This window comes from Pararcticibacter amylolyticus (assembly GCF_003130405.1).
In the GTDB taxonomy this organism is placed as follows: Bacteria; Bacteroidota; Bacteroidia; order Sphingobacteriales; family Sphingobacteriaceae; genus Arcticibacter; species Arcticibacter amylolyticus.
This window is the reverse complement of sequence record NZ_QEAS01000022.1, coordinates 37178-62684: the sequence shown is the minus strand read 5'-3', so window position 1 is coordinate 62684 and position 25507 is coordinate 37178. Positions and strand designations below refer to the sequence as shown.

Below are 25507 nucleotides of genomic sequence, written 5' to 3'. Positions count from 1 at the left end.
GCCGGAAACAACTAATTAGCTTACTTATAATTACTCGAATGAAAACGATCATCAGAAATATAACAGGAACAGCCTTAATCACTGCGGGTCTGCTGGGACTATCCTCCTGTAAGGATTTCCTGGAACTGTCTCCGCTGGATACCAGGGTTGAACAAAACTTTTACAAGACAGAAAGTGATATAAACGAAGCGCTCACAAGTGTATATGACGCTCTTCAATGGCATACGAATGCAGGTGGCGGAGGGTTCAGCCCCAGTCCCCTTTTAAGCGATATTGCCTCGGATGATTCTTTTGCCGGAGGAGGAAACCGTTCAGATTCGCCGAATATGATCTCTGTCGATCAGCAAAATATCCTGCCAACCAATTCAGACCTGGCAGTGCACTGGGGGAATCACTTTACAGGTATCTACCGGGCCAACCTCCTGCTGAAAAAACTTCCTGCGGCCGCTGTGAGCGACGATTTCAAAAAATCGGTCACCGCCCAGGTAAAATTCCTTAGAGCCTATTTCTACTTCGACCTGGTACGCTTTTATGAAAACGTCCCATTGCTGCTTGAACCCACACAGGCAAGTGACGGATGTGCCACGCAAGCTACGCCGGAAGCCGTTTACAACCAGATAGCTACGGACCTGGAAGAAGCGATTGCGGATCTTCCGGCCAAAACACTGAGCCAAAACCAAGGAAGAGCAACTAAATGGGCTGCGAAAGCCTTACTGGCAAGAACATTCCTGTTCTACAACGGCGTCTATAAGAAAGATCTTCAGGCAGGAACAGTTACAGTAGATAAACAACGGGCACTTAGCCACCTGACAGATATCATCACCAGCAGCGGTCACGACCTGTTAGAAAATTATGCCGACATCTTCAAAAAAGCCAGTGAATTCAGCAAGGAATCGGTGTGGGAAATCTCCTATTCCGACCTGAACCCCTGGTATGACTGGAACTATATCCAGGGCGGAGAAGGGAACATGCAGCCGCTGATGCAGGGTCCCAGGATAAGTAATGATCCCAATTATACAACCGGCTGGAGCTTTGCTCCCGTTACCCAGTCCCTTGCAGATGCTTTCGAAGCCAATGATCCAAGGAGGGAAGCGACAATCCTGGTTGAGGAAACTGATCTTACCGGCACCGTGACTCCCGGATATCAGCATACGGGGTATTTCAGCAAAAAATATTCTACTTCAAAAGAATATGCCCCTGCTACCGGCACATACGAATTAAACTGGGGGAATAATTACCGGGATATCCGTTTTGCTGATGTGCTGCTCATGGCTGCGGAGCTCGATCTGGGCACGGGCGCGGGAAATGCACAGACCTATTTTAACAGGGTGAGAGACCGGGTAGACCTCCCCGAAAAAGTGGTTTCGCTGGATAATATCTACAAGGAAAGAAGGACTGAACTGGCATTGGAAGGACAACGGTACTGGGACCTGCTCAGAAGAGGGGTGACCGTAGCAGATCAGGCTATTACGATCCAGAACATCAGAGGGCCTCATTATGTCGGCGATGCTGTTGATTTCAACATCAAATTCAACACCGCCGCCAAAGGATTCTTCCCTATCCCGCAATCAGAACTCGACCTTTGTACGAGCCTGCATCAGAATACTGGTTATTAATATTTAAAGAGATCAAGATGAAAAGACTTCATTATATATTTATCCTGCTCATTTCGGTAGTAAGCTGGGCGGGATGTAAACAGGAAGATCCGGAACTGGGAGCGGCCCCGGTTTCAGACATAGTAAAATTCTCTTTTAAGCCTTCGGAGGACAACGAAAATATACTTATATTTTCGAACGAAACCCCTGGTGTGGGCCGTGCCAACTGGGATTTCGGAAACGGACAAAAAGAAAACGGACAAACAGCAACCGGTCGATTTGCCACTGCCGGCGACTATACTGTTACCCTGACCGTTTTTACGAGCGGAGGATACGCCAGCGCCTCCCAGGTGGTTCACATCGCCAATACAAAGTCGGAGATGCTGGATGTTCCGGAATACAATTTACTTACCGGAGGAGCAAAGAACCAAACGGGCAAGACATGGGTGATCGAGAAGGATTATCCCGGACACATGGGAGTTGGCCCTATCGAAGCGCTTACTCCTGAATGGTGGACGGCAGGGGCAAATGAGAAAGCGAGTGAAGGGATGTATGATGATGAAATGGTTTTCAACCTGAACAATAATTTCGAGTATATTTACAATAATCATGGGACCACTTTCGTCAACGGAGCTAACGCTGCCGGGCTTGGAGGAACCAAAGGATCGGATTATACCATGAGCTATACCCCTCCTACCAATATGAAATGGAGTATGTCGGAAGAGAACGGAAAGAAATACCTCAGCATTTCGGGGGGAGGATTTATTGCTTACTATACCGGGGTTTCCAAATATCAGGTCCTGGCACTTTCGGAAAACGAGCTTTATCTGAAGGTTGCCGACCAGGCAACTCCTGCAAACGCCTGGTGGCTGAGGCTGGTTCCGAAAGGATACTCCAGGCCTGTTGTGGAGAAGCCATCCAAGGCGCTTGACATTACAGATCACTTTGACGGCACGGGTAAAGTAAAATGGGTTGCGGAGAATATTGACTTCACACCGAATTTCGACAATCCCGGTCCTCTGAGCGTCAATGCTTCCCCTAAAGTTGCCCGATATATCAGGAAAGCCGGAAATGACTTCCAGTACGGAAATCTGCAGGTAACCCTGGATTATCGCATGGACTTGAGCCAGCGGAACAAATTTACCGTAAAGGTACTCCTGCCCGGCTATAATAACTATTCTGAAGTAAAACCGCAGATCGCCCTGAAGCTTCAGAATTCACTGGAGGGTGGCAACGCCTGGCAAACGCAGTACGAGATCGTTAAACCTATCAGCACTTATAACCAGTGGGTGGAAGTAGAGTTTGATTTCTCGGCAATATCCACGGTGACTAAATACGACAAGATCGTCCTCCAGATCGGGGGTGAAGGACATCCGTATCCGGGTATCTTTTACATGGATGATTTTGAACTGAAAAAATAGATCAGGTAAACCGGAACCCGGGGTTCCGGTTTATTATTTTTTATCTGATTGAATGATCATCTATTCTAAAGATTAAAATTATGTTTCACGAAGATTTAAAAATACCGCACAAAATGACATTCACTCTGATTGCTAATCTCTGCATATTCCTGATGACCGGCTGCTCGGGAAAGGACGAAATGAAACCACTGCCACAGGATCCCGTTGATCCGGGCAAAGGCGGAACCATCGAATATGCCTTTGAAGCAAGCCCTGTCTGGGCTGACGAATTTGACTACTCAGGAAAGCCCGATGCTTCTAAATGGGGATATGATATTGGCGGCTCCGGGTGGGGTAACAACGAACTGCAATTTTACACTGACCGGGCAAACAATGCCAGCGTAGCGAACGGAGTTTTAACGATAACAGCCATAAAAGAACAATACGAAGGAAAGAATTATACAACTGCACGCCTGGTAACTAAAGGAAAGGGGGACTTTCTTTACGGCAGATTTGAAATAAAAGCTAAAATTCCGGGCGGGCGGGGTACCTGGCCTGCCATCTGGATGCTTCCCACAGAGAATGCCTATGGCGGGTGGCCAAAGTCGGGGGAAATAGATATTATGGAGCATGTTGGTTTCGATCAGAACCGCGTTCATGTTACTATCCATAACGAAGCTTATAATGGTGCAAGCAACACACAGAAGGGCAATTCGAAGGTAATCGGTACAGCTACCACGGACTTTCATCTGTACAGACTGGACTGGACGCCCAAGGGTATCCAGGGGTATATCGACAACGATCTTATTTTCGAATACGCCAATGGCGAAAAGGGGTACTCTACCTGGCCCTTCGACAAGAAATTCCATCTACTGCTCAATATTGCCGTTGGAGGCAACTGGGGCGGCCAGCAGGGCGTAGACGACAGCATCTTTCCGAAGAGCATGGAGGTAGATTATGTGAGGGTATACAAAATGACAGAAAAAAGGAATTAATGATTTATTCTAAACACAATGAGTGTTACGATGTTACATAGACATAAAAAGCTATGAATATGAACTACAAGAAGTATTTGCCCAGCGGGCTGCACAAAAGTAGAAGTAATGATACATCCGCAATAATTGCCGCTCTTGTTGCCGGTGTAGCTATTGGTGCTGCTATCGGAATTCTGTTTGCTCCTGACAGCGGTGCTGAAACGAGAAGCCAGATCTCAGACAAAGCAAAGGATCTTGCCGGCTCATTGAAAGACAAGGTACAGGCAGTGAAAGAAGGATTCCAGGCTAAAGCTGATGATCTTTCAGACCTGAAGGATCAGGCAGTCAGCAGCGTAAAATCTAAAATCAGCGCGGGTGGAGACAGTGCAAGCTCTTCCTCAACTCAGGCATAAACAGACTTTGATCAGATAGTTTAAAGGGCAGCCGACCGGCTGCCCTTTAAACTATCTGACTTCTGTTATCTTTACTACTACGCTATTTCTTCCAGACTTTACCGCCGGATTGAAGCCTATTTTCATCAAAAAATCACTCGTATAGATAGTGCCCGGATTTAAAGCAGATCTTGTTCCGGGATAAAGATTTATTTCTTCCAACCGGTATTTCTTCGATGGATCCAGCCCCTTCAACCTGATCGGCACGGCGCTTCCGGCTCCGTAACGATTATTGACGAGATAGTTAAAGATCACTCCTGCTGATTTTGCTTTATCCAGATAGAAAACAGATGCTACGTCATCAGTTAACGGGTTTGTCAAACGGTACTGATCACCCTGCCAGATAATATCTTTAACAGAATCGTATGTCTTTACCGCTTGCTGGCAGAAGGTCAGATCTTTTGGATCCAGCTTGCTTATCACTATATCAAAACCCAGCTTACCCATCATAGCCACATCAGTTCGGAATTTAACAGGTTGCTTTCCCCAGTCCGTTACATGATTGGCAGAGGCGATAGCGGGAAAGAAATAGGAATATTCCCACTGCATAAAGATGCGCTCGAGAGGATCAGTATTATCACTCGGCCAATACTCCGTAAAGTATTGCAGGGCTCCGTAATCCACCCTTCCACCGCCTCCGGAACATAGCATCATCGGAATAGAAGCATATTTTGCCCGTATTCTCTGAAGGACTTTATACAAGCCCCTGACATACTCTATGTAGAGATGCGACTGATTTTGAAGATAAGATGAATGAGCATTGTAAATAACAGCATTGCAATCCCATTTTATATAAGCCAGTTCCGGATTTTTAGAAAGCAGCCCATCCACAATCCCGAATACGAAATCCTGAACCTTAGGATTACTTAAATCCAGTACCAGCTGATTCCTGAAATAATGCTCGTCCCGGCCGGGCTGGCGGATTACCCAATCTGGGTGCTTTTCGTACAACTCGCTTTTCGGATTCACCATTTCCGGTTCTATCCAGATACCGAACTTTACACCATTTGCATCCGCCTCTTTCACCAGATAGCTGATCCCGTTAGGAAGTTTCTGTTTGTTTTCCTGCCAATCGCCGAGCCCTGCATGGTCATCATTCCGGGGATATTTGTTTGCAAACCAGCCATCGTCGAGAAGGAACAAATCGACTCCCAGCTTTTTAGTATCTTTTAATAAGGCAGACAGCTTACTTTCGTTAAAATCAAAATAGGTTGCTTCCCAATTGTTCAAAAGCGTCAGACGTGTTCCTTTTCCATCCACAAGTTTGTAATTTCTTGCCCAATCGTGCAGATTACGGCTGGCTAGCCCCTTGCCACTGTTAGAAAGGGTATACAAAAAAGCCGGGGTGCTGAATTCTTCACCGGGCTTAAGAGAGTAGGCCGAGGCAAAATTGCTGACGCCCGCAATAATACGAAGGTTATCCTGATGATCCACTTCGAGATCTACCCGGAAGTTCCCAGTCCATGAAAGGGATGCAAACAGTACTTTCCCCTCGTCCTCTGTGGCAGGCTTGTCAAGAGACACCATAAACAAAGGAGGCTGAAACAAATTGGCCCTGGTACCAAGCTTTGAATCCAGAACTTTTATTCCATGTGTGAGCCGGCTTTCCTCCGGCTGCATTTCCCGCGCCCAGTCTCCATGATACTGTCTCAGCCAGTAAGCGCTGCCCCTCATGAGGAGATTGGCAGAGGCAAATTTTCCAAGTGTAACGCTTTTCTTTTCTTTATGTCTGATACTGCTCCATTGCTCTATCACATCCTCATTCACATAAGCTTTATAATAGAGAGTCACCCAGAAGGGATAAACAGGATCCTTTAGGACAATGGTTGTCAGAGAGACATTCTCATCGATCTTCTCCTGTTTATGACTTTCGTATAATAAATGAAGACCATTATTGCCATCTGCATGAGTTACACTGATAGCCGGTTCGGCAAGATTTCGCGTACCGGAAGCAGTGTAAGCAGACGCCAGCATAGAGGAATAATCCTCAGCAGGGCGGTAGACACGGCTGATATTCTTATACTCGTTCTCATCTGACAATTTTTCTCCAAAATAAGCCATATTGAGATCCTTGCTATCTTCAACCTGTAATATGAGCGCATTTGATTTTGAATAAACCGGGATTATTATTTTTTGAGAATACACCGGAAAAACAGCGCCCCCCACCAGGAACAGGGTGAGTAACATACTGATGGGTCTTGAAAAAAAACGGGTGATAGCAGATGGCATCATAAAAAACATATTTAGTTCATTCATTAATTCAGGAAATCCTTTGCACAAGCAAACGAACTTCATCTTCGTCCGCGATATATACATTTCCGTAATCACTTACTTTTGTATTAATATAGCTCAGGGGATTCCCGGCTATTTTTCTTGCCGACGCATGAAATTCCTTCGCCCCGGTTTGTTTTTTCAGATCTTCAATATTAGATGATTTAACGCCCGCACCCGGCATTATAATAATACTGTCTCCGGCTTCCCTTATTAGCCGCGCTATCAATCCAATTCCTTCAGGCGCAGAACTTTCCTGACCGGAGGTAAGGATCCTTTCACAACCACAGGCGATCACGTCTTCGAGGGCTTTGAAGGGGTCGGGAGTTCCGTCGAACACGCGATTGCATGTTACACCCATCGGCCCCGCCCAGTCCACCAGCCGCTTCAGCCATTCAGTGTCTATTTCAGCATTTATGGTGGCAGCTCCCACACTAATGCCGTCACATCCTATCTGTTTGCACAGTTCAATATCTTTCCGGATGATTTCATACTCATCTGCATCATAAAAGTAATTTCCTGAACGCGGTCTCAGGATTGGATAAAGCTTTATGGAGAGCTTGTCCCTCACCTGCTTCAAAGTACCATACCCGGGTGTTGTTCCGCCTTCCAAAGGATTATCACAAAGTTCAACCCTCGCTGCACCTGCACGTTCAGCAATAAGACAGGATTGAATGTTAAATGCACAAACTTCAAGAATAGCTTTATCTGACATAAAATTCATAGATGGTTTCGCTTTGGTACACTTCTCCGGGACTCAGCACCGTGGAAGGAAAATGAGAATGGTTCGGAGAATCGGGGAAAGATTGCGTTTCGAGTGCCACAGCACCATGCTTTTCATAGCACACGCCCTGGCTCCCTGTAAGCGTTCCGTCCCACCAATTAGATGTATAAAGCTGCATCCCCGGCCGGTCAGTATAAACCTTCAGTCCCCTTCCCGAATGCTCATCATACAGGAGAGCTGCGGGAGAAGGAAGGTCCCCCCCCTTTCTGATCACGAAGTTATGATCGTATCCCCGGTCTGCAGCCATTTTCAGAATATCAGTTCCAAGCCTTTTCGGCTCCCTGAAATCAAGTGCCGTTCCTTCTACAGGTGCAAATTCCCCGGAAGGAACATTATTTTCGTTCTTCACGGTATAAGAGTCGGCGTAAACCTGGAGGAAGTGGTTGTGAATCGTTGGTTCCTGAAATGCGGTGAGATTAAAATAAGAATGATTAGTAGGGTTAAAAACAGTCCGCTTATCCGTAAAGGCCTCATATTGAATATGGAGCTTATTACTGATACTGAGAATGTAACGAACTTTCACCTTGAGGTTACCGGGATATCCTTCCTCGCCATCAGCGCTCAGGTAGCTTAACTCTATACCAGCTTCAGTATCTGTCTGAATACGTTTTTCCTCCTGCCAGACTTTCCGGTTGAAGCCACAGGATCCGCCGTGCAGATGATTAAGGCCGTCATTCTTTACGAGGGAATAATTGACCGAATCTAAAGTAAAGCTCCCGTAAGCAATGCGGTTTGCATAGCGTCCTATTATACAGCCGAGATAAGGGTGCTCACCAAGATACGGTTTTAAATTGTTGAATCCGGCTACAATGTTATCCCTTATCCCTAAACGGTCAGGGACGTTTATGCTCACAACAGTTGCTCCGTAATTACTTATTTCAACGTCAATGTCCCCGTTACTGAGCCGGAACAAAAAAACCTCATGCCCATCCGTCGTTCCCCAGCGTTCTGCCGTTACCCGGCACTGTTTCTGCATCATGAAATATTAGTCTATTAAAATTTAGTGACCAGTCATCACCTGTTCCAGTTGTTCCAGTGTCCGGCCCTTTGTTTCCTTTACCTTCGCTTTCACAAAAAAGAAACCAAGCAAACAGATCCCGGCATACAGATAAAATGGGCCATAAGTACCAAGTCTTTCCGCTAATATGGGGAATGTAAATACCAGTATAAAATAAGCTGCCCATAACGCGATAATTGCCACTGAAGATGCAAGGCCACGAACCCGGTTCGGAAAGATTTCTGATATAAGCACCCAGGTTACGGGCGCCAGGGAGGTTGCATACATGGCGATAGCCAGCAAAACGAAGGCGGACACGAATGCCGGACTGAGCTGCTCCTTTAGAGCAAAAGCCAGCAAAAGATATAATACGGAAAGGCCGATAGAACCTGCAAGCATTAATGGGCGCCTCCCCAGTCTGTCGACCTGCCACATGGCAATCAGGGTAAACACCAGGTTCACCAGTCCAATGGCTACAGTTTCCAGCAGTTGCCGGTCGAGGTCAGCACCCACTGATGCAAATATCCTTGAGGTATAATTAAACACAATATTAATCCCGCACAGTTGCTGAAAGACAGCCAGGCCGACACCTACAACTACTGCAGGCAATACCGATGAATGAAAAAGCATCCGCCATGATGTTTGAAGCACGCCCTTCAATGAAGTTTCAATATCTTCAAGTACGCCACCGGCATAAGCGCTGTTTCCGATTTTACCCAGCACTTTTGCTGCGTCTGCCTGACGGTTAACCTTCATTAGCCACCTGGGGCTCTCCGGCAGCCAAAGTACCCCCACAAAGAACAAGACTGAAGGAACAGCACCCAGACCAAACATCCACCTCCAGGCATTCACGCCGTTGTCGGAAAGTGAATAATTCACAAGATTGGTAATCAGGATCCCCGTGACAATGGTCAATTGATTGATCGCCACGTTGCGGCCTCTTACGGAAGCCGGCGAAATCTCTGCAATGTACATAGGGCTCAGCATGGAAGCCATCCCTACCCCGATGCCCGCAGCGAAGCGCATACAAATGAAAACGCTCAGTCCGGTTGAGAAAGCCATGCCAAGGGACGAGACCGCAAAAATCAATGCGGCAAGCATCAGCGCAGGCCTTCTTCCATATTTTTCAGCCATGCTTCCGGCTATCATACACCCCACGATGCAGCCGAGAGCAAGTGAGCCGGTTAAAAAACCTTCACCGGCAGCGGACAGCAAAAACTCGTTTTTCAGGAAAGGCAAAGCACCTGAGATCACGGCAAAATCGAAACCGAATAAATAGCCTCCCAGAGCAGACACAAAGGATATGGCCATAATGTACCCGCTATTGAAGCTGGCGGAATTTGTACTCATAGAACAATAATATTGGTAATCTGTACCTTAAAAATAAACGAGAGCAGCAGCAGCCGGCAAGCGGCTGCTGTGATACTACTTAATATCCGGGATTGTTTGGTGCCAGATTCTGGTTTATGTCAATTTCTCTCTGAGGCACGGGCCAAAGCTCATGCTTCCCTTTTACAATATTGGCACCTGCCTGAGGATTCCAGGCCTTCACCCTGTCGTAATAGGTTCCCGTACGCATAAGATCGAACCTTCTTTCGCCTTCAAAACACAATTCCCATGCCCTCTCAAGCAGCATGTGATCCCTGAATTGCTGCTGCGTCATCTGGGGAAGATCGTCAAGGCCGGCTCTCTGACGCACCATATCAATATAGCGATAAGCATTATTGTCATTCAGCTCATTGAGGACTTCCGCATACATCAGTAAAACGTCGGCATAACGGATAATATAATGATCGATCCCTGAGCCCTGCGAGTTGTCGTTGGGCGTCCGCTCCCTGAACTTTTTAACATGGGGCCTGGCAAATACAACCGGACCGGTGGTGCTGTTATTGATATCAGCATATTCGTCCGGTATATCAGCTGTAGATGACCAGTAGGTAAATTTATATCGTTTATCTTGTGCTTTGTCGTATGAATTAAGGAAAGCATCGGTAGGCAGTTCATTACTCCAGCCACCGCCTCTCGTTAAACCGGCACGGGAATCATAATACAACTCAATAGGCGAAAAGTCAGTATGTACCTGACTCCCCTGACCAAACGTCCCCCTGGTAAAGTTTACAGTCCACACACTCTCCTTTCCGGGAATGTTTGCATCGGCAAACGCCTGGCTATATTCGTCGAAGAGCCCATACTGGTTGCCGTATTTCTTATCGTCGACAAACTCTTTCAGTACGGTACGGGCATCCTGCCACCTTTCGGTCTTCCTCAGTGGGTAACCGGCCATCGTGATATATACGCGGGCAAGCATAGCAGCGCAGGCGCCTGCAGTAATGCGCCCGCGGTCTTTGGCATCAGTCCACTGATTCGTTAAGTTATCTTTCCCGAACTGGAGATCAGCAATTATCTGATCATATACTTTTGTGGCGTCGGTACGGGTCATACTGTTCAGGGCCTTCACGTCCGATATCGGCTCAAGGATCAATGGCACAGCACCAAAAATACGTATACCATCAAAATAGATATGAGCTCTCCAGGCTCTCGCCTGTGCTTCAATCTGCTTCTTCACGTCAACGTTCACCTGTACGTCGGGCAATGCCAGGAGGAGGAAATTGATATCTTTTATATGCCGGTACATATAATCCCAAAAGTACCAGGGCATATCAGAGGATGAGTTAAAATCGTTTCGCAGAAGACTCGGTTGATTATGAAAAGCATGTCCGTTTGCCGGTGTAAGGTAGCCAATGTCTGTGGCCCAGCCGAACCAGCATGGTGCTCCCCACATATTGGAATAACGGTCCTGGGGCGTCCTGTAAACCGCATTCAGTCCCATCTGAAGATCCTGCTCTGTCTTATAGAAATTGGCAGGTGTGAGGAACGTTTTGGGGTCTTCTTCCAGGAAATCCTTGTTACAGGAAATCAGACCGAAGGTGAAGACCATTAATATTGTGTAGCAAATTGATTTCATGTTAACCTGATTTAATGGTAAATAGATCAGAAATTAAGATTCAGTCCAATAATGAACGACCTGGTGATCGGATAGGGCGCATATCTTGCTGTATTGCCATAGTCTCCGTCCTCCGGATCCATTCCTGAATAGTTCGTGATTGTTATCGGGTTTATTGCTGAGAAGTAAACGCGCAGACCTGCATTTTTTATATTGCGGGTTAGTTTTTCGGGCAATGTATAACCAAGCGTAATACTTCTGAACTTAATGAAGTCAGCGTCTTCCAAAAATTCAGTGGAGGCCATAGTGGAACGGTTTGAGTAACCAAGAGCCGCACGGGGATACTTGTTGGTTGGATTTTCCGGCGTCCATCTTTCAAGAATTTCTCTGCGGTGGTTATCGTACCCATCTCCTGCAAGCAGTTTATAATTCAGCCCGTTATACACCGTCCTTCCCTTTTCAAACGTTACAAATACATTCAGATCAAATCCCTTATAGGTAAGGTCGTTTGTTAAGGACCCGTAATAATCAGGAGTAAGGTTGCCATGGAAGGCCCTGTCGTTATTGTTGATCTTCTTATCATCATCGAGATCGCGATACCGTACATCCCCCGGCTTAGCTCCGTAGAGTGCAGCTTCAGTCCTGTCGGATTCCTGCCAGATTCCGATCTTTTCGATCATATACCGTGCGCCAATGCCAATAGGTTCTCCGACCCAGTGGGTTGTACCGATTTTTGTGGTCCCGTCGCCCAGCGAAGTCAGCTTGTTGCGGTTTGCAGCGAGATTAAGAGTTGCATTCCATTTAAACTCCTTGTCAACTACGGTTCCTTTCAGGGCCAGTTCAACACCCTGGTTTTTCAGGTTACCCAGATTTGCCCAGCCGGTTTGAAAACCCGAAACTGCGAGTACCGGAAGCTGGCGGATAAGATCCGATGTATTTTTGACGTAGTAGTCAAGCGTAATAGTCAGCCTCCTGTTCAATATACCAGCATCAAGACCGATATCAAACTGTTTCGTCGTCTCCCATTTTAAGTTATCATAGGAAAGCTGGCTGGGATAATAGCCCGACGCTTCGACGCCTCCCCAGTTAAAGGAAGCCGGGGAAAGCCTGGCCTGGGTTGAATAAACACCGAGAGCATTTGCATTCCCGGCAAGTCCGTAGCTAGCCCTGAACTTAAGCTCATCAAACACATTAAGATCCCTTACAAAGCTCTCTTCTGAAGCCTTCCAGGCTCCTGCCACACTTGGAAATACCCCCCACTTATTATTTGAGCCAAAACGGGAAGAGCCGTCTGCCCGGATATTTCCGGTGAGGATATATTTATTGTTAAAGGTGTAGCCTATGCGGCCGATGTAGGATACCATACTCCACTTCTGTAAGTCCGACGAAGGCTTGCGCGCCTGGCCGGTGGACGCTCCCAGGTTCCACGTTTCATAGATATCAAAAGGAAAACCCGACGCCGAGGCTATAACCGACTCCCAGCGGTTCTGTTGTACAGAGAATCCGCCAAGGGCTTCAAGTCTGTGGACGTTATTAAAGGTTTTATTAAAAGATACTGTGGTCTCACTGATCCAGTTATAATTGATATTATTGGTAATTCTGGCAAATCCATCTGCTACCCTGCCGCTTTCTTCATGATTTCCCGACAATGCCTTGGGAACGTAGAAATTTTCCTTCCAGCTGTCCAACTCGCCCGACAATTGCGTTTTCAACTTCAACCCGGGCAACACGGTGTATTCGAGAGCCTGAGAGCTGGTGATGACGGGCTCTGTATATCGGCTTTTGATAGATTCGGAAAAGGCCACCGGATTAGCCCATGGAGTATTGCCGACACCGATCAGCATGGTGTAATAATCGCCATTGGCTTGCCTTATAGGAGCTAATGGGTTACCGACCATTGCCGGGTATAAGATACTTGGCCCCGAAACCCCTCTTCCGCTTACCATTGCCAGGTTGTTGTTGCTCGTAAAGGTAAGCTTACCTACTTTTTGAATAATATTCGCGCGGAAGCTTCCCCGTAAGAAATCTGAATTGTTGACCACTCCTTTTTCGTTATAAAGGTTGGCGCTCAGAAGAACACGGGTATTTTCAGACCCGCCACCAAAGGTTAACTGGATGTTCTGAGTAGGACGGCCGGAACCAGTTACCTCGTCCCACCAGTTTGTATACTGACCGTTCTGAAGCATGGTGTTTTCTTCAGGTCTGAACACAGCTACTCCGCCATTTACATTATCGTTCTTGTAAGCCTCTCTTCTTAAAGCAGCTAGTTCTTCGCCGTTGAGAAACTCAAGCGGGTTATCAAAAGATTTGAACCCGTTAAATGCATTGATTGTAAAGTTGTTCTTTCCGGCCCTCCCGGATTTCGTGGTAATCAGGATTACGCCGTTGGCAGCTCTTGCGCCATAAATTGCAATGGATGAAGCGTCTTTTAATACTGATACAGATTCGATATCATTGGGATTAATGGCATTAACACCTCCGCCCGATGCGATCGGAAAACCATCTACAATAAAAAGCGGTGCATTTCCGGAAAACGAATTGCTACCCCGCAAAGCGATGTTGACTCCTGCACCGGGACTTCTGTCGCTTTGATTGGTCCACAGACCAGGCACATTACCCTGAAGCGCCTGATCAACATTTGCGGCAGGCAGTTTGGTTAAATCCTTCGAACTTACCTGTGTTACAGCTCCTGTAAGATCGGTCCTGCGGACCGAGCCGTAACCCACTATCACGACGTCGCTGAGCGTATTTGACGAAGGCATAAGTGCAGCCGTGAAACTTGTGCTGCTTCCTACAGACAGCTCTACGTTTAAATAACCGACAGCGGAAATCACCAGGGTGTCTGCCGGCGCTGCCATGAGAGAAAAAGCACCTTTACCGTCAGTAAGGGTTCCAGAACCTTGTTTCCCCTTCAGCCTGACGGTTGCCCCGGCAAAAGGTTCCTTTTTGTCATCAGTTACTTTCCCTGTAACTTGTTTGAGAGTTCCCTGGCCAAAGGAAAAGAAAGAGGCCAGGAGGAGGCCGAATAAAAGATTCAGCCTGAGGCAAGCACTAAGCTTCTTGATTTTTAGAGGATCGCATCTCATATTTCAAGTTTGTTAATTGGTTAGCTTTATTATGTCAAATTTATTCTGATGTTGTGTCAGTAAAAATGGATAATCAGTTGGATTTGATGGACTTTTTTTCTAATTGAGAAGAAGATAATCTAAACTCCCCGCCTAAAAAACCGATCATATTTTTGTGCAGAATAGCGCCCTGATGGTTACAATCCAGTTGCAGCACTTCGTTAAAAGCACCTTCCAATTGCAAAGCCCCGTCTTTGCCAAGTCCCAGCCGGCCTAAAGCGATAAGATAGAGACAATGGATTTTATTCCTCAGGACAAGATCTACATCAAAGACCAGGAGGTCGGGCAGGGATACAGCGAAATAATCGATAGTAACGTCATCGTCTATATGCTTTTGCCCGAAATCGATTAACCGGGTGAACAACTCTTCCGCCTTCTGTGGATTACCCAGTTTCATCCAGGCCAGAGCCTGATAAAAGATCTTGTCGGGCTGCGGATCATTGTAGAATATGGCCTGAACGGGCTCACTTATTCCCTGCGTTGCAAGTTTAAAATAGTGTGTAGCGGCCTCTTCATCTCCGCATAGTCCGAAAGTAAGGCCTTTCAGGAAATATATATCATTTTCAGGCGTGCCCGGCAGCTTTCCCTCTCCCAGGTTAACGGGGTAATTTCCCGCTTCTTCCAGCAAACCCAACGCTTCTTCATAATTACCGGCAGCAATTGCCTCCTTCGCCAGTTCTGTGTGACATATCAGATACTGCCCCACGGCCTTTCCCTCTCCCCCTTCCCACGGATGAAATTTCCTGGACAATATTAGCTTGCAGGCTTTCTTGTAGTCTCCCAGTTGATTGCAGAGGGTTATTCGCTCCAGGAATAAATCATCTCTTGCTTCCGCGAGATCTATGTTTTTTTCCAGCAGTGCGAGTCTTTCCGCGTGCGGAGTATTCAGCCTTTTATACAACTGATCCAGCTCCATCAGCACACGTGCGTCTGTCGTATCAAGCATAAAAGCTTTCTCCAGAGACCTGAGTGCCTTTTCGGGTTGATTAAGCTTGTTAAAGTAAGCGAGAGAAAGATTACGGTGTACAGTGGGAAAGGCAGCATCTGTTTCAACAGACCGCTCCCAGCACGAGATCGCGTCGGCATATTGCCTTTTATCATACCAGAAATTTCCGAGATAATAAGGTGCCTTTGCGTCCGCGGGATTCAGATCCATAGCAAGTTGCAGTACGGGGACATCTTCAATCCTGTTAGGAAAACAATACCCGCTGTCGAGCAAAGAGGCCTTCCTGAAATATTCAAGAGCAGTTTCATGCTGCCCCTGCCTGAAAGCAAACCAGCCTGAATAGTAGAAAAGCATAGGATAGATACTGCCGCTGCTGTTCACATGTACTTGTAACAAGTCTGACGCTTCTTCAAACAAACCGGCATGACTGTAGTCAAGAGAGTATTCTATGAAATTATGAACCCAGTTCCGGCTTAAATCTTTCAGAGCTTCGAGCGACTGTTCAGCATCAGGCTGATTACTTTCACTTAACAGCAGGTATTTTTCAAATAAACATCCGAAGTTAAAAGGATCAACAGCAAGAGAATCATCGGCAAAGGCAAGCGCTTCGCGCTTACGGGCGAGTCTCCGCAAAATCGCGGTTTTAATATGCCGCACCGTATGGCTGCGATAATTCTTTATCAACGCTTGTTCGGCAAAGTCTAATGCCTCCTCAAATTTCCCGTCACCGCAAGCTATCCGTGCAAGTTGAAGATAGGCAGCATGCTGACAGGCATCGTTCCACGCCGATTTAAAAAAAGCGTCAAACGCTTCAGCATTCTTTCCCTGCATCTTAAGAGCCAAACCAAGGTTGTAGAAGGGCTCACCATCATAAGGATTAGGATTACGCTGCGTCAACGTGAAGATTGCCTTTCTGAAATAACCTTCCGATTCCGCAAATTTTCCACGCCTCAAATACCATAGTCCTTTTGCATTATTGCTCCTCACATCGCCGGGATCGCGCCGAAGCGCTTCGTTGTAATAATCTAAAGGCAAATACGTCGCATGCCGGTATTGCTCAAGATGTAATCCGGTCAGATACAATTGCTCATTATTTTCCACTTCTTCCGGGCGTTTTGCAGCCGTGGCCGGAGCCGGAACTTCCTGTTCTTCCGGTTTCTCATTCTGGTAGCTCACCAGAACTCTGCCGGAGGATAAATCAACGATTATTAATTCTAATTCAGTTTCAGAAAATGACTTATCCGGCTCAACTATTCTAATATAGGGAAGATCCGGCGAGCCTTTCGTTTCCTCGCTGAAGAGTTCATCCATCCCCTGCTTTAAGATCACCTGTAATCGCGGATATTCCGCAGTTACATAGAGCCTTATCTCAACAGTCTGCTCCTGGCAGCCGATACTTACTACAGCTTCTTTCGTGGCATTCCTGACCAGGCCGACTTCGCTGTAAGGCATAAAATACTGCACGAAACGCTTTTCTTCAAACGGCTGCAACCACGAAAAATCCGGCTGATTATCTGTATATACACCTGTCATCAATTCAATATACGGGCCGTCTTCGTCAGTAAGGTTTCTGTCCCAGGCAACTCCAAAGTCGCCATGCCCCCAGGTCCATTGCTTCTTACCGGGTGAAACATGATGGTCGGCAACATGCAGCAGCCCGGCCCGGCTATCGTGTTCATATCCTCCTATAAAATTATACTTCGAAGTTATGGCCATGTAGGACGTAGGAACAGGTATGTTCTTATACCTTGAAATATCTGTACCGGGGGAGTAGTCGACTTTATAATACACACCCTTGGCAATAGGGAACGAAGAAACATCCCGTTTTCCATGGTCGAATACCGCGTAAACATCGGGCGGAAAAACAGACTGATAATCGTCGTTTACCTTCACCGCAGGATTTGCCCACCACAGGAAGGTTTGAGGAAAGGGCGTACGATTGTAAATTCTTCCGCTGATCTCAATATATGCCTTTCCAGGATAAAGGGTAAAGCCCGCCATGCCCTTAGTCCGGGACATTCGCTCCACCTCGTTTACCCACACGGTTTTACTCCCGTCACTGTTCGCCTCAATCTTAAAGTCAACAGGTTCGAAAGTTGAAGGCCGGTGATGCTGAGGCCAGTTAAATTCGATCCCGCCGGAGATCCATGGTCCGGTCAGACCGACTAAAGCCGGCTTAATCACCTGATTATAATATACAAAATGACGGTTCTGTACTTTATCATATGCCATTTGTATCCTGCCCCCCAGCTGGGGAAGTATCATCAGCCTGATGTATTCATTTTCAATAAAAACCGCCTGATAGGTCTGGTCAACTTTTTCATCATAGATCTTTTCGATAACAGCATGAGGATATACCACCCCGCTGCTGCCCTGATAAACTCTTTTCTCTAAGAACAATGGATTTTTCTCGGGCTGCCCGACGGGATAGGTCGGAATGACCACATCCTCTTTCCAGGCATTTACTTCATTTATCATATAACTGGCTTAAAACTATAACGCTAAAATAGGCAGAGGCAAGTGGGGGAAAAATGGAAGTTTTTTTTATAATGATGGATTTTTTTACTATCATTAAATTATGAACAAAAGTCTCCCGCTAAAAAAGAAAGAAGGCTTCCAGGGGCAAAAGGCGGTAGTAATTCCAAGGCCGGTGCTTGCCCAGAAATGTGTAAAAAATGATATCATCAGCACCCTGTACATTACCGATATAGGCTATTATCCTAAAGCACTTTACCATTACAGGGAGAGACCTCACGGTGCTGATCAGCATATTCTTATTTATTGCTATAAAGGAGCGGGTGATGTAATTGTCAAAACAAAGGAATACCGGATTGAAGCGGGTGATTTCATTATTATTCCGATAAAAGTCGCACATAAATATGAAGCGGATGTAAATGACCCATGGACAATTTATTGGGTACATTTTAAAGGAAGCATTTCGCATTCTATACTTTCGCTTTTTGAAAAACAAACAGGCGGGCACAAAGGATTTATAAGGAATAACGAAAGGATTTTCAGCCTTTTTAATGAAATGTACAATCAATTGGAGCGAGGTTATGGCACAGATAACCTGATTTATACCAATATGTGTTTATGGCATTTTTTAACCTCGTTCATCTATAACATACAATCCGATCCGGCCGGACAGCTTAATGACAAGAATACGACGGACATGGCTATCGACTATTTAAGCAAAAATATCAGCAAAACGCTTACTCTGGAAGAAATAGCTTCACATGTTAACCTGTCTCCATCTTATTTCTCCTCGTTGTTCAAGAACAAAACAGGCTTTTCCCCTATTGAATACTACAACCATTTGAAGATTCAGAAGGCATGCCAGTTTTTACTTTTTACGACATTAAGAATAAAGGAAATTGCGAATGAAGTAGGGATTGACGACCCATATTACTTTTCGCGCCTTTTTAGAAAGATCATGGGTATCTCACCTAACCTATACAGGGAGAAGAAAATACACTAAGTCATAGATATGACAGAGCAGATGACGCCAGTATTTCTGAAAAGATCTGTTTATCCTATATTTCCGAAAGAAGCTTAGTATTGATATACTGATAACTCCTGGCGATACTCTGGTAAGGATCGATAGCGAAATTCTCCTGTTCCACCAGGATATGTTTCACTCCAGAGATTTTCGCTGCTGCAAAAATCTTCCTGAAATCTATACTTCCATCCCCAATTTCTGTATTAAGATCCGGTTTCTGCCTGTCCATATCCTTTACATGCCACATGGCGAAACGGCCGGGATGTTCTTTAAACATCGCAACCGGGTCTTTTCCAGCCCTGACAGCCCAGTACAAATCTAATTCAAACTTCACTAATGCGGGATCAGTTTCCTTCAGCAGGATATCATATCCCGAAGTATCGCCGAGGCGATCGAACTCGAAGGAATGATTATGATAAGCGAACCGGAGGCCGGACTGTTTACAGAGCTCCCCTGCCCTGTTAAATTTTGCCCCGATAGCTTTATAGTCATCAGCACTTCTCCTGAAGCGATCATCAAGATAAGGAACAGTAAGATACGAATGGCCAAGGGCCGCTCCCGCCTCAATATTTACTTTGAGATCATCTTCCTTTCCTCCGGGAGCTAAAAACATGCCAGGATCATAGTGTCCTGAAGGAGAAGTAAGCTGATGAGATCTTAAAATTTGCTTAAATGCCCGGGGCTCAAGGCCCCAGAACTTATCTTTCCGGCTAAAGCCGTAAACCTCCACTTCCTTGTACCCTGCCTTTGCTACCTTGGCCAGGACTCCGCTGACATCTTTCCCGATCAGATCGCGAAGTGTATATAGCTGAATCCCAATCTTCCGGGAAGGCCTGCCTGTCAAAAAAGACGGACGCAAGAGGAAGGCTGCACTCAACAAACCGGCATGCTGCAGAAAATTTCTTCTGATCATTTTGTTTTAATCTAACTTATCTTTCAATGCCGGAATTACACATCACAAATTTCAACAGCTTTTTTCAAAGAAGCAACTTTATCTTTCTGTAACGGGATAAATTCCTGGGCAACATATCCTTTGAAACCCGTTTCCTTAATTGCTTTCATGATGGCAGGATAATACAGTTCCTGCGTATCGTCAATTTCATTCCGGCCAGGCACCCCGGCTGTATGATAATGAGCAATAAAGGGATGATTATCACGGATAGTGCGGATCACGTCGCCTTCATCGATCTGCATATGATAGATATCATAGAGCAGTTTAAAACTTTCCGACTCCAGCCGCCTGGCCAGTTCGGCGCCCCAGGCCGTGCGGTCGCATTGATAATCCTTATGGTTGACCTTGCTGTTCAGCAATTCCATAACCAGCACCACTTTGTGCTTTTCCGCAAGGGCCAGTACCTGCCTGAGCCCTTCAACGCTGTTCTTCAAACCCGTCTCATCATCCATTCCCCTTCTGTTGCCGCTGAAACAGATCAGATTCCTGTACCCTGCCTTTGCTACAAGCGGAATCATTTCAGAATAATTCTTAACCAGGGCAGCGTGGTATTCCCTGGTGTTCCAGCCTTCTGTCAGACTTATTTCGGCACCGTTACACATAGACGAATCCAGTCCGTGTCTTTTCAGCACCTCCCAGTCCTTAGGCCCCACAAGATCAATCGCCTTTATTCCGATTTCCTTTGCTTTCATACACAGATCATCGAGTGACAAGTCGCTGAAACACCACCTGCACACGGCGTGATTGATATTTCCTTTGAGCTTATATTCCTTATGCCCTGTGGCACATGCAAATGAAGGCACCATAGTGGATGTTGTGATAGCTGCTGTCCCGGCCAGAATATTTTTTATTGCCGAGCGGCGGTTCTGTTGTGTTTTCATATCAGAGGATCTATTTCACGGCTCTCTCCCGGAAGAACAGCCGCTTGCTTATTTACATGGTTCCTGTCTTTAAACAGGAGAATAAAGAGCAGCAGGACAAAAGCCGCTATTGCCGCAGGGATCAGCCAGACTGATCTCCAGTCATGGCTCCCTCCCTGTGCATAGAGATCGACAACGGGCCCCGCCACCAGCGATCCTATCAGCATCCCGACACCATACGTAGCCAGTGTGATCATCCCCTGCGCTGCACTTTTAAAACGTTCTCCCGCCAGGTTATCTGTGTAGATCTGCCCGGTGACAAAGAAGAAGTCGTAACAAACGCCATGCAGGACAATCCCGAGGATCAGCATCCAGTAATTGGCGTCTGCATTTCCAAAGGCAAAGAAAACATATCGGAGCACCCAGGCAAGCATTCCTATTGCCAGCATCTTTTTCACACCCAGGCGGACAAAAAACACGGGGATCAGGAGCATAAACAAAGTCTCGGACACCTGCCCCAGGGACTGAACACCGGCTGCCGATTTCATCCCTGCTTCATTGAGAAACAGATTGGTGAAGTTGTAGTAGAACGCTAGCGGAATGCAGATAGCGACTGATGCCACGAAAAACAACAGATAAGACCTGTTGGCAAGCAGGCCAATGGCATCCAGCCCCAGCACATCTGCCACCGAAGTCTTCTCTCCTCTTTTAACAGGAGGTGCAGAGGGTAATGTGAAGCTGAAAAGCCCGAGTATTGCAGAAGCAACTGAAGCCATTCCAAACGTAAGTTCCAGCTGATTGTTCTGTTCCCAGTTTAACCATCCAATCGTCAAGCCGGCGATAATCCACCCGATAGTACCCAGTACCCTGACGGAAGGAAACTGCTTTCCGGGATCGGTCATCTGCCTGAAAGAAACTGAGTTGACCAAAGCAAGGGTGGGCATAAAAAGAACCATATAAACCAGTATCCAGGGAAAGAAAGCGTCAAAACCGGACGCCCGGGATGCCGTCCACAGCAGGACAGCCCCGGCAAGATGCAGGACTCCCAGGATCTTCTGTGCAGAGAAAAACCTGTCGGCGATCAGCCCGATAATAAACGGAGCAATAATAGCTCCAATAGACTGCGTCAGATAGGCCAGGCTGATCTGTGTACCCGAAGCATGAAGATTCTTACCCAGGAAAGTTCCCAGTGTGACGAACCATGCTCCCCAAATAAAGAATTCGAGGAACATCATCACTGAAAGTTTAATACGATTGGCTGTGGTCATGTCTGGTTAGTCTGATGGGTAATTTACAGCTTTTTAATCATAATGTTGCGGTACCAGACCTCGTCTCCGTGATCCTGAAGGGCGATCTTGCCCGACCGGAATGTTCCGAAGCCGGGCATGGAAGCAAATTTACTCCCGGCAACAAGCTTGTTCCAGTTATCATCCCATAACGTGGTGGAAACCACTTTTGTTCCGTTCAGGAAGAAATCCAACTTACCCTTAATGCAGACAATTTCTGCCTTGTTCCATTCGCCCACAGGCTTAACTGTTTCTTTTGAACTGGCTATCAAGTCATAAAGATCGCCGGCACGGTGTTTATGGATCTTAGCATCGGGGTGCCCGTCGTTATCGAGTACCTGCATTTCAGGGCCGGTATTATACGTGCTTTGATATTTGGGATCTTCGTTCACCAGGAATATGATGCCGCTGTTGCCATTCTTTGAAATCTTCCATTCAAGCTTCAGATGAAAATTTTCGAACTCCTGGTCGGTAACAATATCCCCTCCTTCGGCTCCCTGTTTTTTCGCTGCGGGATCCAGATGCAGAGTTCCGTTATCGGCCTTCCAGGCCGAACTGGTCACAGTTTTTCCATAAATGTGCCAACCGCTGGTAGTTTTTCCATCAAAAAGGGGAACCCAGCCAGCCTTCTGGCCTGCAACTTCTGTATTCATCGAGGATGTGTTTTTAAATGAGGCGCAGGATATAAATATGCCGCACACCACTGCCGGTAGAATAAAACGTTTCATAGTTATTTGATTACTCTTTTAATGATAAAACATATTTTGCCATCTCTTTGGCGTCGTCTTCACTCACAGCAGGATGAGGAGTCATTGGAATATCGCCCCAGACACCGCTTCCTCCCTTGATGATCTTACCCGCCAGGTATGCGACGTCTTTGTCTGTCTTGCTGTACTTTTTGGCAATATCCTTATATGCAGGGCCGATCAGTTTGTCATTTACTTTGTGACAGGTGAGGCAGTCGGATTCGGAAATAAGCTGGGCGCCTTTCTCATACGCTCCGCTGGGGGCAGAACCTTCCGCCCGGTTGGTACCGATATTGTTGACATTGGTATCCACTTCTGTCTGCCGGCTTGATGCCGCAAGATCGGCCGCCGCGCTGGTATCTCCGCTGGCGGTCTTATCCGAACTCCCCCCGCAGGCTGTGATAAATGCATAAAAACTAAAAAGGATCAGTGTTTTTTTCATGTGTGCTATTTTATTTATTAATTCCAAGGATATTTTTATTTGCAGCTACATCAATACCAGAAGCTGCAAAGTCGTCAAACGCCTTGTCTGTCACCCTGATAATGTGGTTACGGATAAACTCAGCCCCTTCTCTCGCCCCGTCTTCCGGATGTTTAAGGGCGCATTCCCATTCCATTACCGCCCATCCTTCAAACCCGTATTGTGCTAACTTACTAAAAATTGCTTTAAAATTAACCTGGCCGTCGCCAAGCGAACGAAAGCGTCCGGCCCGGTCTACCCATGCCTGGTATCCGCCATAAACTCCCTGCCGCCCGGAGGGGTTGAACTCTGCGTCCTTCACATGGAACATCCGGATACGGTCTTTGTAGAGATCGATATATTCAAGGTAATCAAGACATTGCAGAATAAAGTGTGACGGATCATAAAGAAGGCAGGCACGCGGGTGGCTATTTACCTTTTCAAGGAATCGCTCAAAGGTAATTCCGTCATGCAGGTCTTCGCCTGCGTGCACTTCGTAACACAGGTCTGTTCCGCATTCATCGAAATAGTTCAATATCGGCAGCCACCGCGATGCCAGTTCCTCAAAACCTGTTTCCACCAGGCCTGCCGGTCTTTGAGGCCAGGGATAAACCATCGGCCACAAGAGGGAACCGCTAAAAGTAGCATGAGCCTTCAGCCCCAGGTTCTGCGAAGCTTTAGCAGCATACTTAAGCTGCTGAACAGCCCATTCCTGTCTTGCTTTGGGATTGTTTCGTACTGCCTCAGGGGCAAATCCGTCAAATAACTGATCGTAAGCAGGATGTACGGCTACCAACTGTCCCTGCAGATGCGTGGAGAGCTCGGTAATTTCGAGTCCCGCTTCCCTTACTACACCGTTGATTTCGTCTGCATAATCTTTACTTTCTGCAGCCTTCTGCAGGTCGATGAACCGGGGGTCGGTTGTAGGGATCTGCACCCCTTCGAATCCAAGATCTTTTGCCCAGCGGCAAATGGATCCGAGGCTGTTGAAAGGAGCCTGTTCCCCTATGAATTGTGCCAGAAATACGGCAGGGCCTTTTATTGTCGTCATATTGGTTAAACTGTAAAATCAATCCATTTTTGTTCTGAACGGCCTGAAGCAATCACGTTTTCAATAAACGCCATTCCCCTTACTCCTTCCTCCATCCCGGGGTAGTCCAGCCATTCCGGTTTTGCTTCATCTCCGTTGATCTTCGCCTTCACAGAGAGCGCAAAATTGCGGTACAGGTTGGCGAAAGCTTCCAGATACCCTTCCGGGTGCCCGGCTGGGACGCGTGTATTATGAGCTGCAAAAGAACTCAGGTATCCCCCTCCTGTACGCAGAATTTCAGACGGCCTGTCGGGCCATTTCAAAAGAAGAGTATTGGCATCACTTTGCTGCCATTCAATGCCTCCTTTTTCCCCGTACACCCGGATCCTGACATTATTTTCCTCTCCGGCAGCTACCTGCGTTGCCATCAGGAGCCCTGAAGCCCCCCCGGAAAATTTCAATAAAGCAGCTCCGTCATCATCCAGCTTGCGGCCTTTCACCACGATATTTATGTCAGCGCATATACGATTTACCTGCAATCCGCTCACATATTCGGCAAGATTAAAAGCATGAGTTCCGATATCGCCCATAGCCCCCGCAATCCCGCTTTGCTGAGGGTCGGTGCGCCAGGACGCCTGTTTATTGCCTGAACCTTCTTCGAAGCCGCTCAGCCATCCCTGGGGATACTCCACGTAGACTTTCCTGATCTCTCCAAGTTTCCCGGAAGCTACAATCTGCCGGGCTTCTTTAATCATCGGATAGCCGGTATAGGTATGCGTAAGGCAAAACAGCAATCCTGTTTCCAACACCAGCCGGGCCAGTTCCTTCGCTTCCAGAAGTGAGAACGTTGCCGGCTTGTCCAGGATCACGTGGAAACCACTCTCCAGAGCGAGTTTAGCAGGCTCATAGTGCAGGTGATTAGGGGTAACGATGCTCACCACCTGAACCCGTTCTTCAGGTGGCAATTTTTTTTCCTTTTCAAACAGTTCGGCATACGAGTTATAGATCCTGCTTTCCATGAGACCAAGCATGATGCCGCTGGCTCTTGCTTTCTCCGGATCGCTGCTGAAGGCTCCGCAAACAAGTTCGTATTGATCGTCAATCCTGGAGGCAATCCGGTGCACGGCACCGATGAATGCCCCCGTTCCGCCTCCTATCATTCCGAGTTTTAGCTTCATGTTATTTA

19 protein-coding genes are annotated in these 25507 nt (G+C 46.8%); 5 read left to right on the top strand and 14 right to left on the bottom strand.

Annotated features, from left to right (window positions below):
- Positions 1-38: 38 nt before the first annotated feature.
- The 4 genes from DDR33_RS21420 to DDR33_RS21405 all read left to right on the top strand — a co-directional run bounded on the left by DDR33_RS21420 (position 39) and on the right by DDR33_RS21405 (position 4382).
- Positions 39-1616 carry a RagB/SusD family nutrient uptake outer membrane protein gene (locus DDR33_RS21420; protein WP_109417850.1) on the top strand — a complete coding sequence of 526 codons (1578 nt, stop codon included), beginning with the start codon at positions 39-41 and terminating at the stop codon, positions 1614-1616.
- Between the two features lie 17 nt (positions 1617-1633).
- Positions 1634-3016: a PKD domain-containing protein gene (locus DDR33_RS21415; RefSeq protein ID WP_109417849.1), complete on the top strand. Its 1383-nt coding sequence runs from the start codon at positions 1634-1636 to the stop codon at positions 3014-3016.
- 113 nt (positions 3017-3129) lie between these two features.
- Positions 3130-3990 carry a glycoside hydrolase family 16 protein gene (locus DDR33_RS21410; RefSeq protein ID WP_109417848.1) on the top strand — a complete coding sequence of 287 codons (861 nt, stop codon included), beginning with the start codon at positions 3130-3132 and terminating at the stop codon, positions 3988-3990.
- Between the two features lie 59 nt (positions 3991-4049).
- Positions 4050-4382 (top strand): YtxH domain-containing protein, encoded by a 333-nt coding sequence (locus DDR33_RS21405; RefSeq protein WP_109417860.1) that lies wholly within the window; start codon positions 4050-4052, stop codon positions 4380-4382.
- Between the two features lie 51 nt (positions 4383-4433).
- Here the strand turns inward: DDR33_RS21405 and DDR33_RS21400 are convergent, their stop codons facing one another.
- The 7 genes from DDR33_RS21400 to DDR33_RS21370 all read right to left on the bottom strand — a co-directional run bounded on the left by DDR33_RS21400 (position 4434) and on the right by DDR33_RS21370 (position 17966).
- Positions 4434-6653 (bottom strand): alpha-galactosidase, encoded by a 2220-nt coding sequence (locus DDR33_RS21400; protein ID WP_238387888.1) that lies wholly within the window; start codon positions 6651-6653, stop codon positions 4434-4436.
- A 28-nt stretch (positions 6654-6681) separates the two neighbouring features.
- On the bottom strand, positions 6682-7416 hold the full coding sequence (locus tag DDR33_RS21395) for a copper homeostasis protein CutC (protein WP_202913809.1): 735 nt from the start codon (positions 7414-7416) through the stop codon (positions 6682-6684).
- Positions 7397-8455 carry an aldose epimerase family protein gene (locus DDR33_RS21390; protein ID WP_109417846.1) on the bottom strand — a complete coding sequence of 353 codons (1059 nt, stop codon included), beginning with the start codon at positions 8453-8455 and terminating at the stop codon, positions 7397-7399. Before DDR33_RS21390 ends, DDR33_RS21395 begins: the two co-directional genes overlap by 20 nt.
- Before the next feature lie 21 nt (positions 8456-8476).
- Complete coding sequence (locus DDR33_RS21385; protein WP_109417845.1) at positions 8477-9823, bottom strand: sugar porter family MFS transporter; 1347 nt, start codon at positions 9821-9823, stop codon at positions 8477-8479.
- A 79-nt stretch (positions 9824-9902) separates the two neighbouring features.
- Positions 9903-11438: a RagB/SusD family nutrient uptake outer membrane protein gene (locus DDR33_RS21380; protein ID WP_109417844.1), complete on the bottom strand. Its 1536-nt coding sequence runs from the start codon at positions 11436-11438 to the stop codon at positions 9903-9905.
- A gap of 26 nt (positions 11439-11464) precedes the next feature.
- Positions 11465-14503, bottom strand: coding sequence for a SusC/RagA family TonB-linked outer membrane protein (locus DDR33_RS21375; RefSeq protein WP_109417843.1), 3039 nt, complete (start codon positions 14501-14503; stop codon positions 11465-11467).
- A gap of 73 nt (positions 14504-14576) precedes the next feature.
- Complete coding sequence (locus tag DDR33_RS21370) at positions 14577-17966, bottom strand: DUF5107 domain-containing protein (RefSeq protein ID WP_109417842.1); 3390 nt, start codon at positions 17964-17966, stop codon at positions 14577-14579.
- A 100-nt stretch (positions 17967-18066) separates the two neighbouring features.
- Between DDR33_RS21370 and DDR33_RS21365 the strand changes: the two genes are divergently transcribed.
- Positions 18067-18966, top strand: coding sequence for an AraC family transcriptional regulator (locus DDR33_RS21365; protein ID WP_109417841.1), 900 nt, complete (start codon positions 18067-18069; stop codon positions 18964-18966).
- 55 nt (positions 18967-19021) lie between these two features.
- Here DDR33_RS21365 and DDR33_RS21360 read toward each other — a convergent pair whose 3' ends face one another.
- The 7 genes from DDR33_RS21360 to DDR33_RS21330 form a co-directional block, all read right to left on the bottom strand.
- The gene (locus DDR33_RS21360; RefSeq protein WP_109417840.1) at positions 19022-19900 is read right to left on the bottom strand and encodes a sugar phosphate isomerase/epimerase family protein; all 879 of its coding nucleotides are present in this window, start codon (positions 19898-19900) and stop codon (positions 19022-19024) included.
- A 35-nt stretch (positions 19901-19935) separates the two neighbouring features.
- Positions 19936-20820 carry a hydroxypyruvate isomerase family protein gene (locus tag DDR33_RS21355; RefSeq protein WP_109417839.1) on the bottom strand — a complete coding sequence of 295 codons (885 nt, stop codon included), beginning with the start codon at positions 20818-20820 and terminating at the stop codon, positions 19936-19938.
- Positions 20817-22067: a nucleoside permease gene (locus tag DDR33_RS21350; RefSeq protein WP_109417838.1), complete on the bottom strand. Its 1251-nt coding sequence runs from the start codon at positions 22065-22067 to the stop codon at positions 20817-20819. The genes DDR33_RS21355 and DDR33_RS21350 overlap by 4 nt, the downstream gene beginning before the upstream one ends.
- 23 nt (positions 22068-22090) lie before the next feature.
- Positions 22091-22738 carry a 3-keto-disaccharide hydrolase gene (locus DDR33_RS21345; RefSeq protein ID WP_238387887.1) on the bottom strand — a complete coding sequence of 216 codons (648 nt, stop codon included), beginning with the start codon at positions 22736-22738 and terminating at the stop codon, positions 22091-22093.
- A gap of 85 nt (positions 22739-22823) precedes the next feature.
- The gene (locus DDR33_RS21340; RefSeq protein WP_109417836.1) at positions 22824-23273 is read right to left on the bottom strand and encodes a c-type cytochrome; all 450 of its coding nucleotides are present in this window, start codon (positions 23271-23273) and stop codon (positions 22824-22826) included.
- A 10-nt stretch (positions 23274-23283) separates the two neighbouring features.
- Positions 23284-24342 (bottom strand): sugar phosphate isomerase/epimerase family protein, encoded by a 1059-nt coding sequence (locus DDR33_RS21335; RefSeq protein WP_109417835.1) that lies wholly within the window; start codon positions 24340-24342, stop codon positions 23284-23286.
- Between the two features lie 5 nt (positions 24343-24347).
- A complete protein-coding gene (locus DDR33_RS21330) occupies positions 24348-25499 on the bottom strand; it encodes a Gfo/Idh/MocA family protein (protein ID WP_238387891.1) in 1152 nt (383 codons plus the stop codon).
- Positions 25500-25507: the final 8 nt, after the last annotated feature.

What these genes read in the sequence shown, in the direction of transcription:
- DDR33_RS21335 (WP_109417835.1), bottom strand. Translation starts at nt 24,342, where the DNA reads ATGACGACAATAAAAGGCCCTGCCGTATTTCTGGCACAATTCATAGGG.
- DDR33_RS21405 (WP_109417860.1), top strand. Translation starts at nt 4,050, where the DNA reads ATGAACTACAAGAAGTATTTGCCCAGCGGGCTGCACAAAAGTAGAAGT.
- DDR33_RS21355 (WP_109417839.1), bottom strand. Translation starts at nt 20,820, where the DNA reads ATGAAAACACAACAGAACCGCCGCTCGGCAATAAAAAATATTCTGGCC.
- DDR33_RS21420 (WP_109417850.1), top strand. Translation starts at nt 39, where the DNA reads ATGAAAACGATCATCAGAAATATAACAGGAACAGCCTTAATCACTGCG.
- DDR33_RS21395 (WP_202913809.1), bottom strand. Translation starts at nt 7,416, where the DNA reads ATGAATTTTATGTCAGATAAAGCTATTCTTGAAGTTTGTGCATTTAAC.
- DDR33_RS21360 (WP_109417840.1), bottom strand. Translation starts at nt 19,900, where the DNA reads ATGATCAGAAGAAATTTTCTGCAGCATGCCGGTTTGTTGAGTGCAGCC.
- DDR33_RS21385 (WP_109417845.1), bottom strand. Translation starts at nt 9,823, where the DNA reads ATGAGTACAAATTCCGCCAGCTTCAATAGCGGGTACATTATGGCCATA.
- DDR33_RS21400 (WP_238387888.1), bottom strand. Translation starts at nt 6,653, where the DNA reads ATGATGCCATCTGCTATCACCCGTTTTTTTTCAAGACCCATCAGTATG.
- DDR33_RS21330 (WP_238387891.1), bottom strand. Translation starts at nt 25,499, where the DNA reads ATGAAGCTAAAACTCGGAATGATAGGAGGCGGAACGGGGGCATTCATC.
- DDR33_RS21370 (WP_109417842.1), bottom strand. Translation starts at nt 17,966, where the DNA reads ATGATAAATGAAGTAAATGCCTGGAAAGAGGATGTGGTCATTCCGACC.
- DDR33_RS21415 (WP_109417849.1), top strand. Translation starts at nt 1,634, where the DNA reads ATGAAAAGACTTCATTATATATTTATCCTGCTCATTTCGGTAGTAAGC.
- DDR33_RS21410 (WP_109417848.1), top strand. Translation starts at nt 3,130, where the DNA reads ATGACATTCACTCTGATTGCTAATCTCTGCATATTCCTGATGACCGGC.
- DDR33_RS21350 (WP_109417838.1), bottom strand. Translation starts at nt 22,067, where the DNA reads ATGACCACAGCCAATCGTATTAAACTTTCAGTGATGATGTTCCTCGAA.
- DDR33_RS21390 (WP_109417846.1), bottom strand. Translation starts at nt 8,455, where the DNA reads ATGATGCAGAAACAGTGCCGGGTAACGGCAGAACGCTGGGGAACGACG.
- DDR33_RS21375 (WP_109417843.1), bottom strand. Translation starts at nt 14,503, where the DNA reads ATGAGATGCGATCCTCTAAAAATCAAGAAGCTTAGTGCTTGCCTCAGG.
- DDR33_RS21340 (WP_109417836.1), bottom strand. Translation starts at nt 23,273, where the DNA reads ATGAAAAAAACACTGATCCTTTTTAGTTTTTATGCATTTATCACAGCC.
- DDR33_RS21380 (WP_109417844.1), bottom strand. Translation starts at nt 11,438, where the DNA reads ATGAAATCAATTTGCTACACAATATTAATGGTCTTCACCTTCGGTCTG.
- DDR33_RS21365 (WP_109417841.1), top strand. Translation starts at nt 18,067, where the DNA reads ATGAACAAAAGTCTCCCGCTAAAAAAGAAAGAAGGCTTCCAGGGGCAA.
- DDR33_RS21345 (WP_238387887.1), bottom strand. Translation starts at nt 22,738, where the DNA reads ATGAATACAGAAGTTGCAGGCCAGAAGGCTGGCTGGGTTCCCCTTTTT.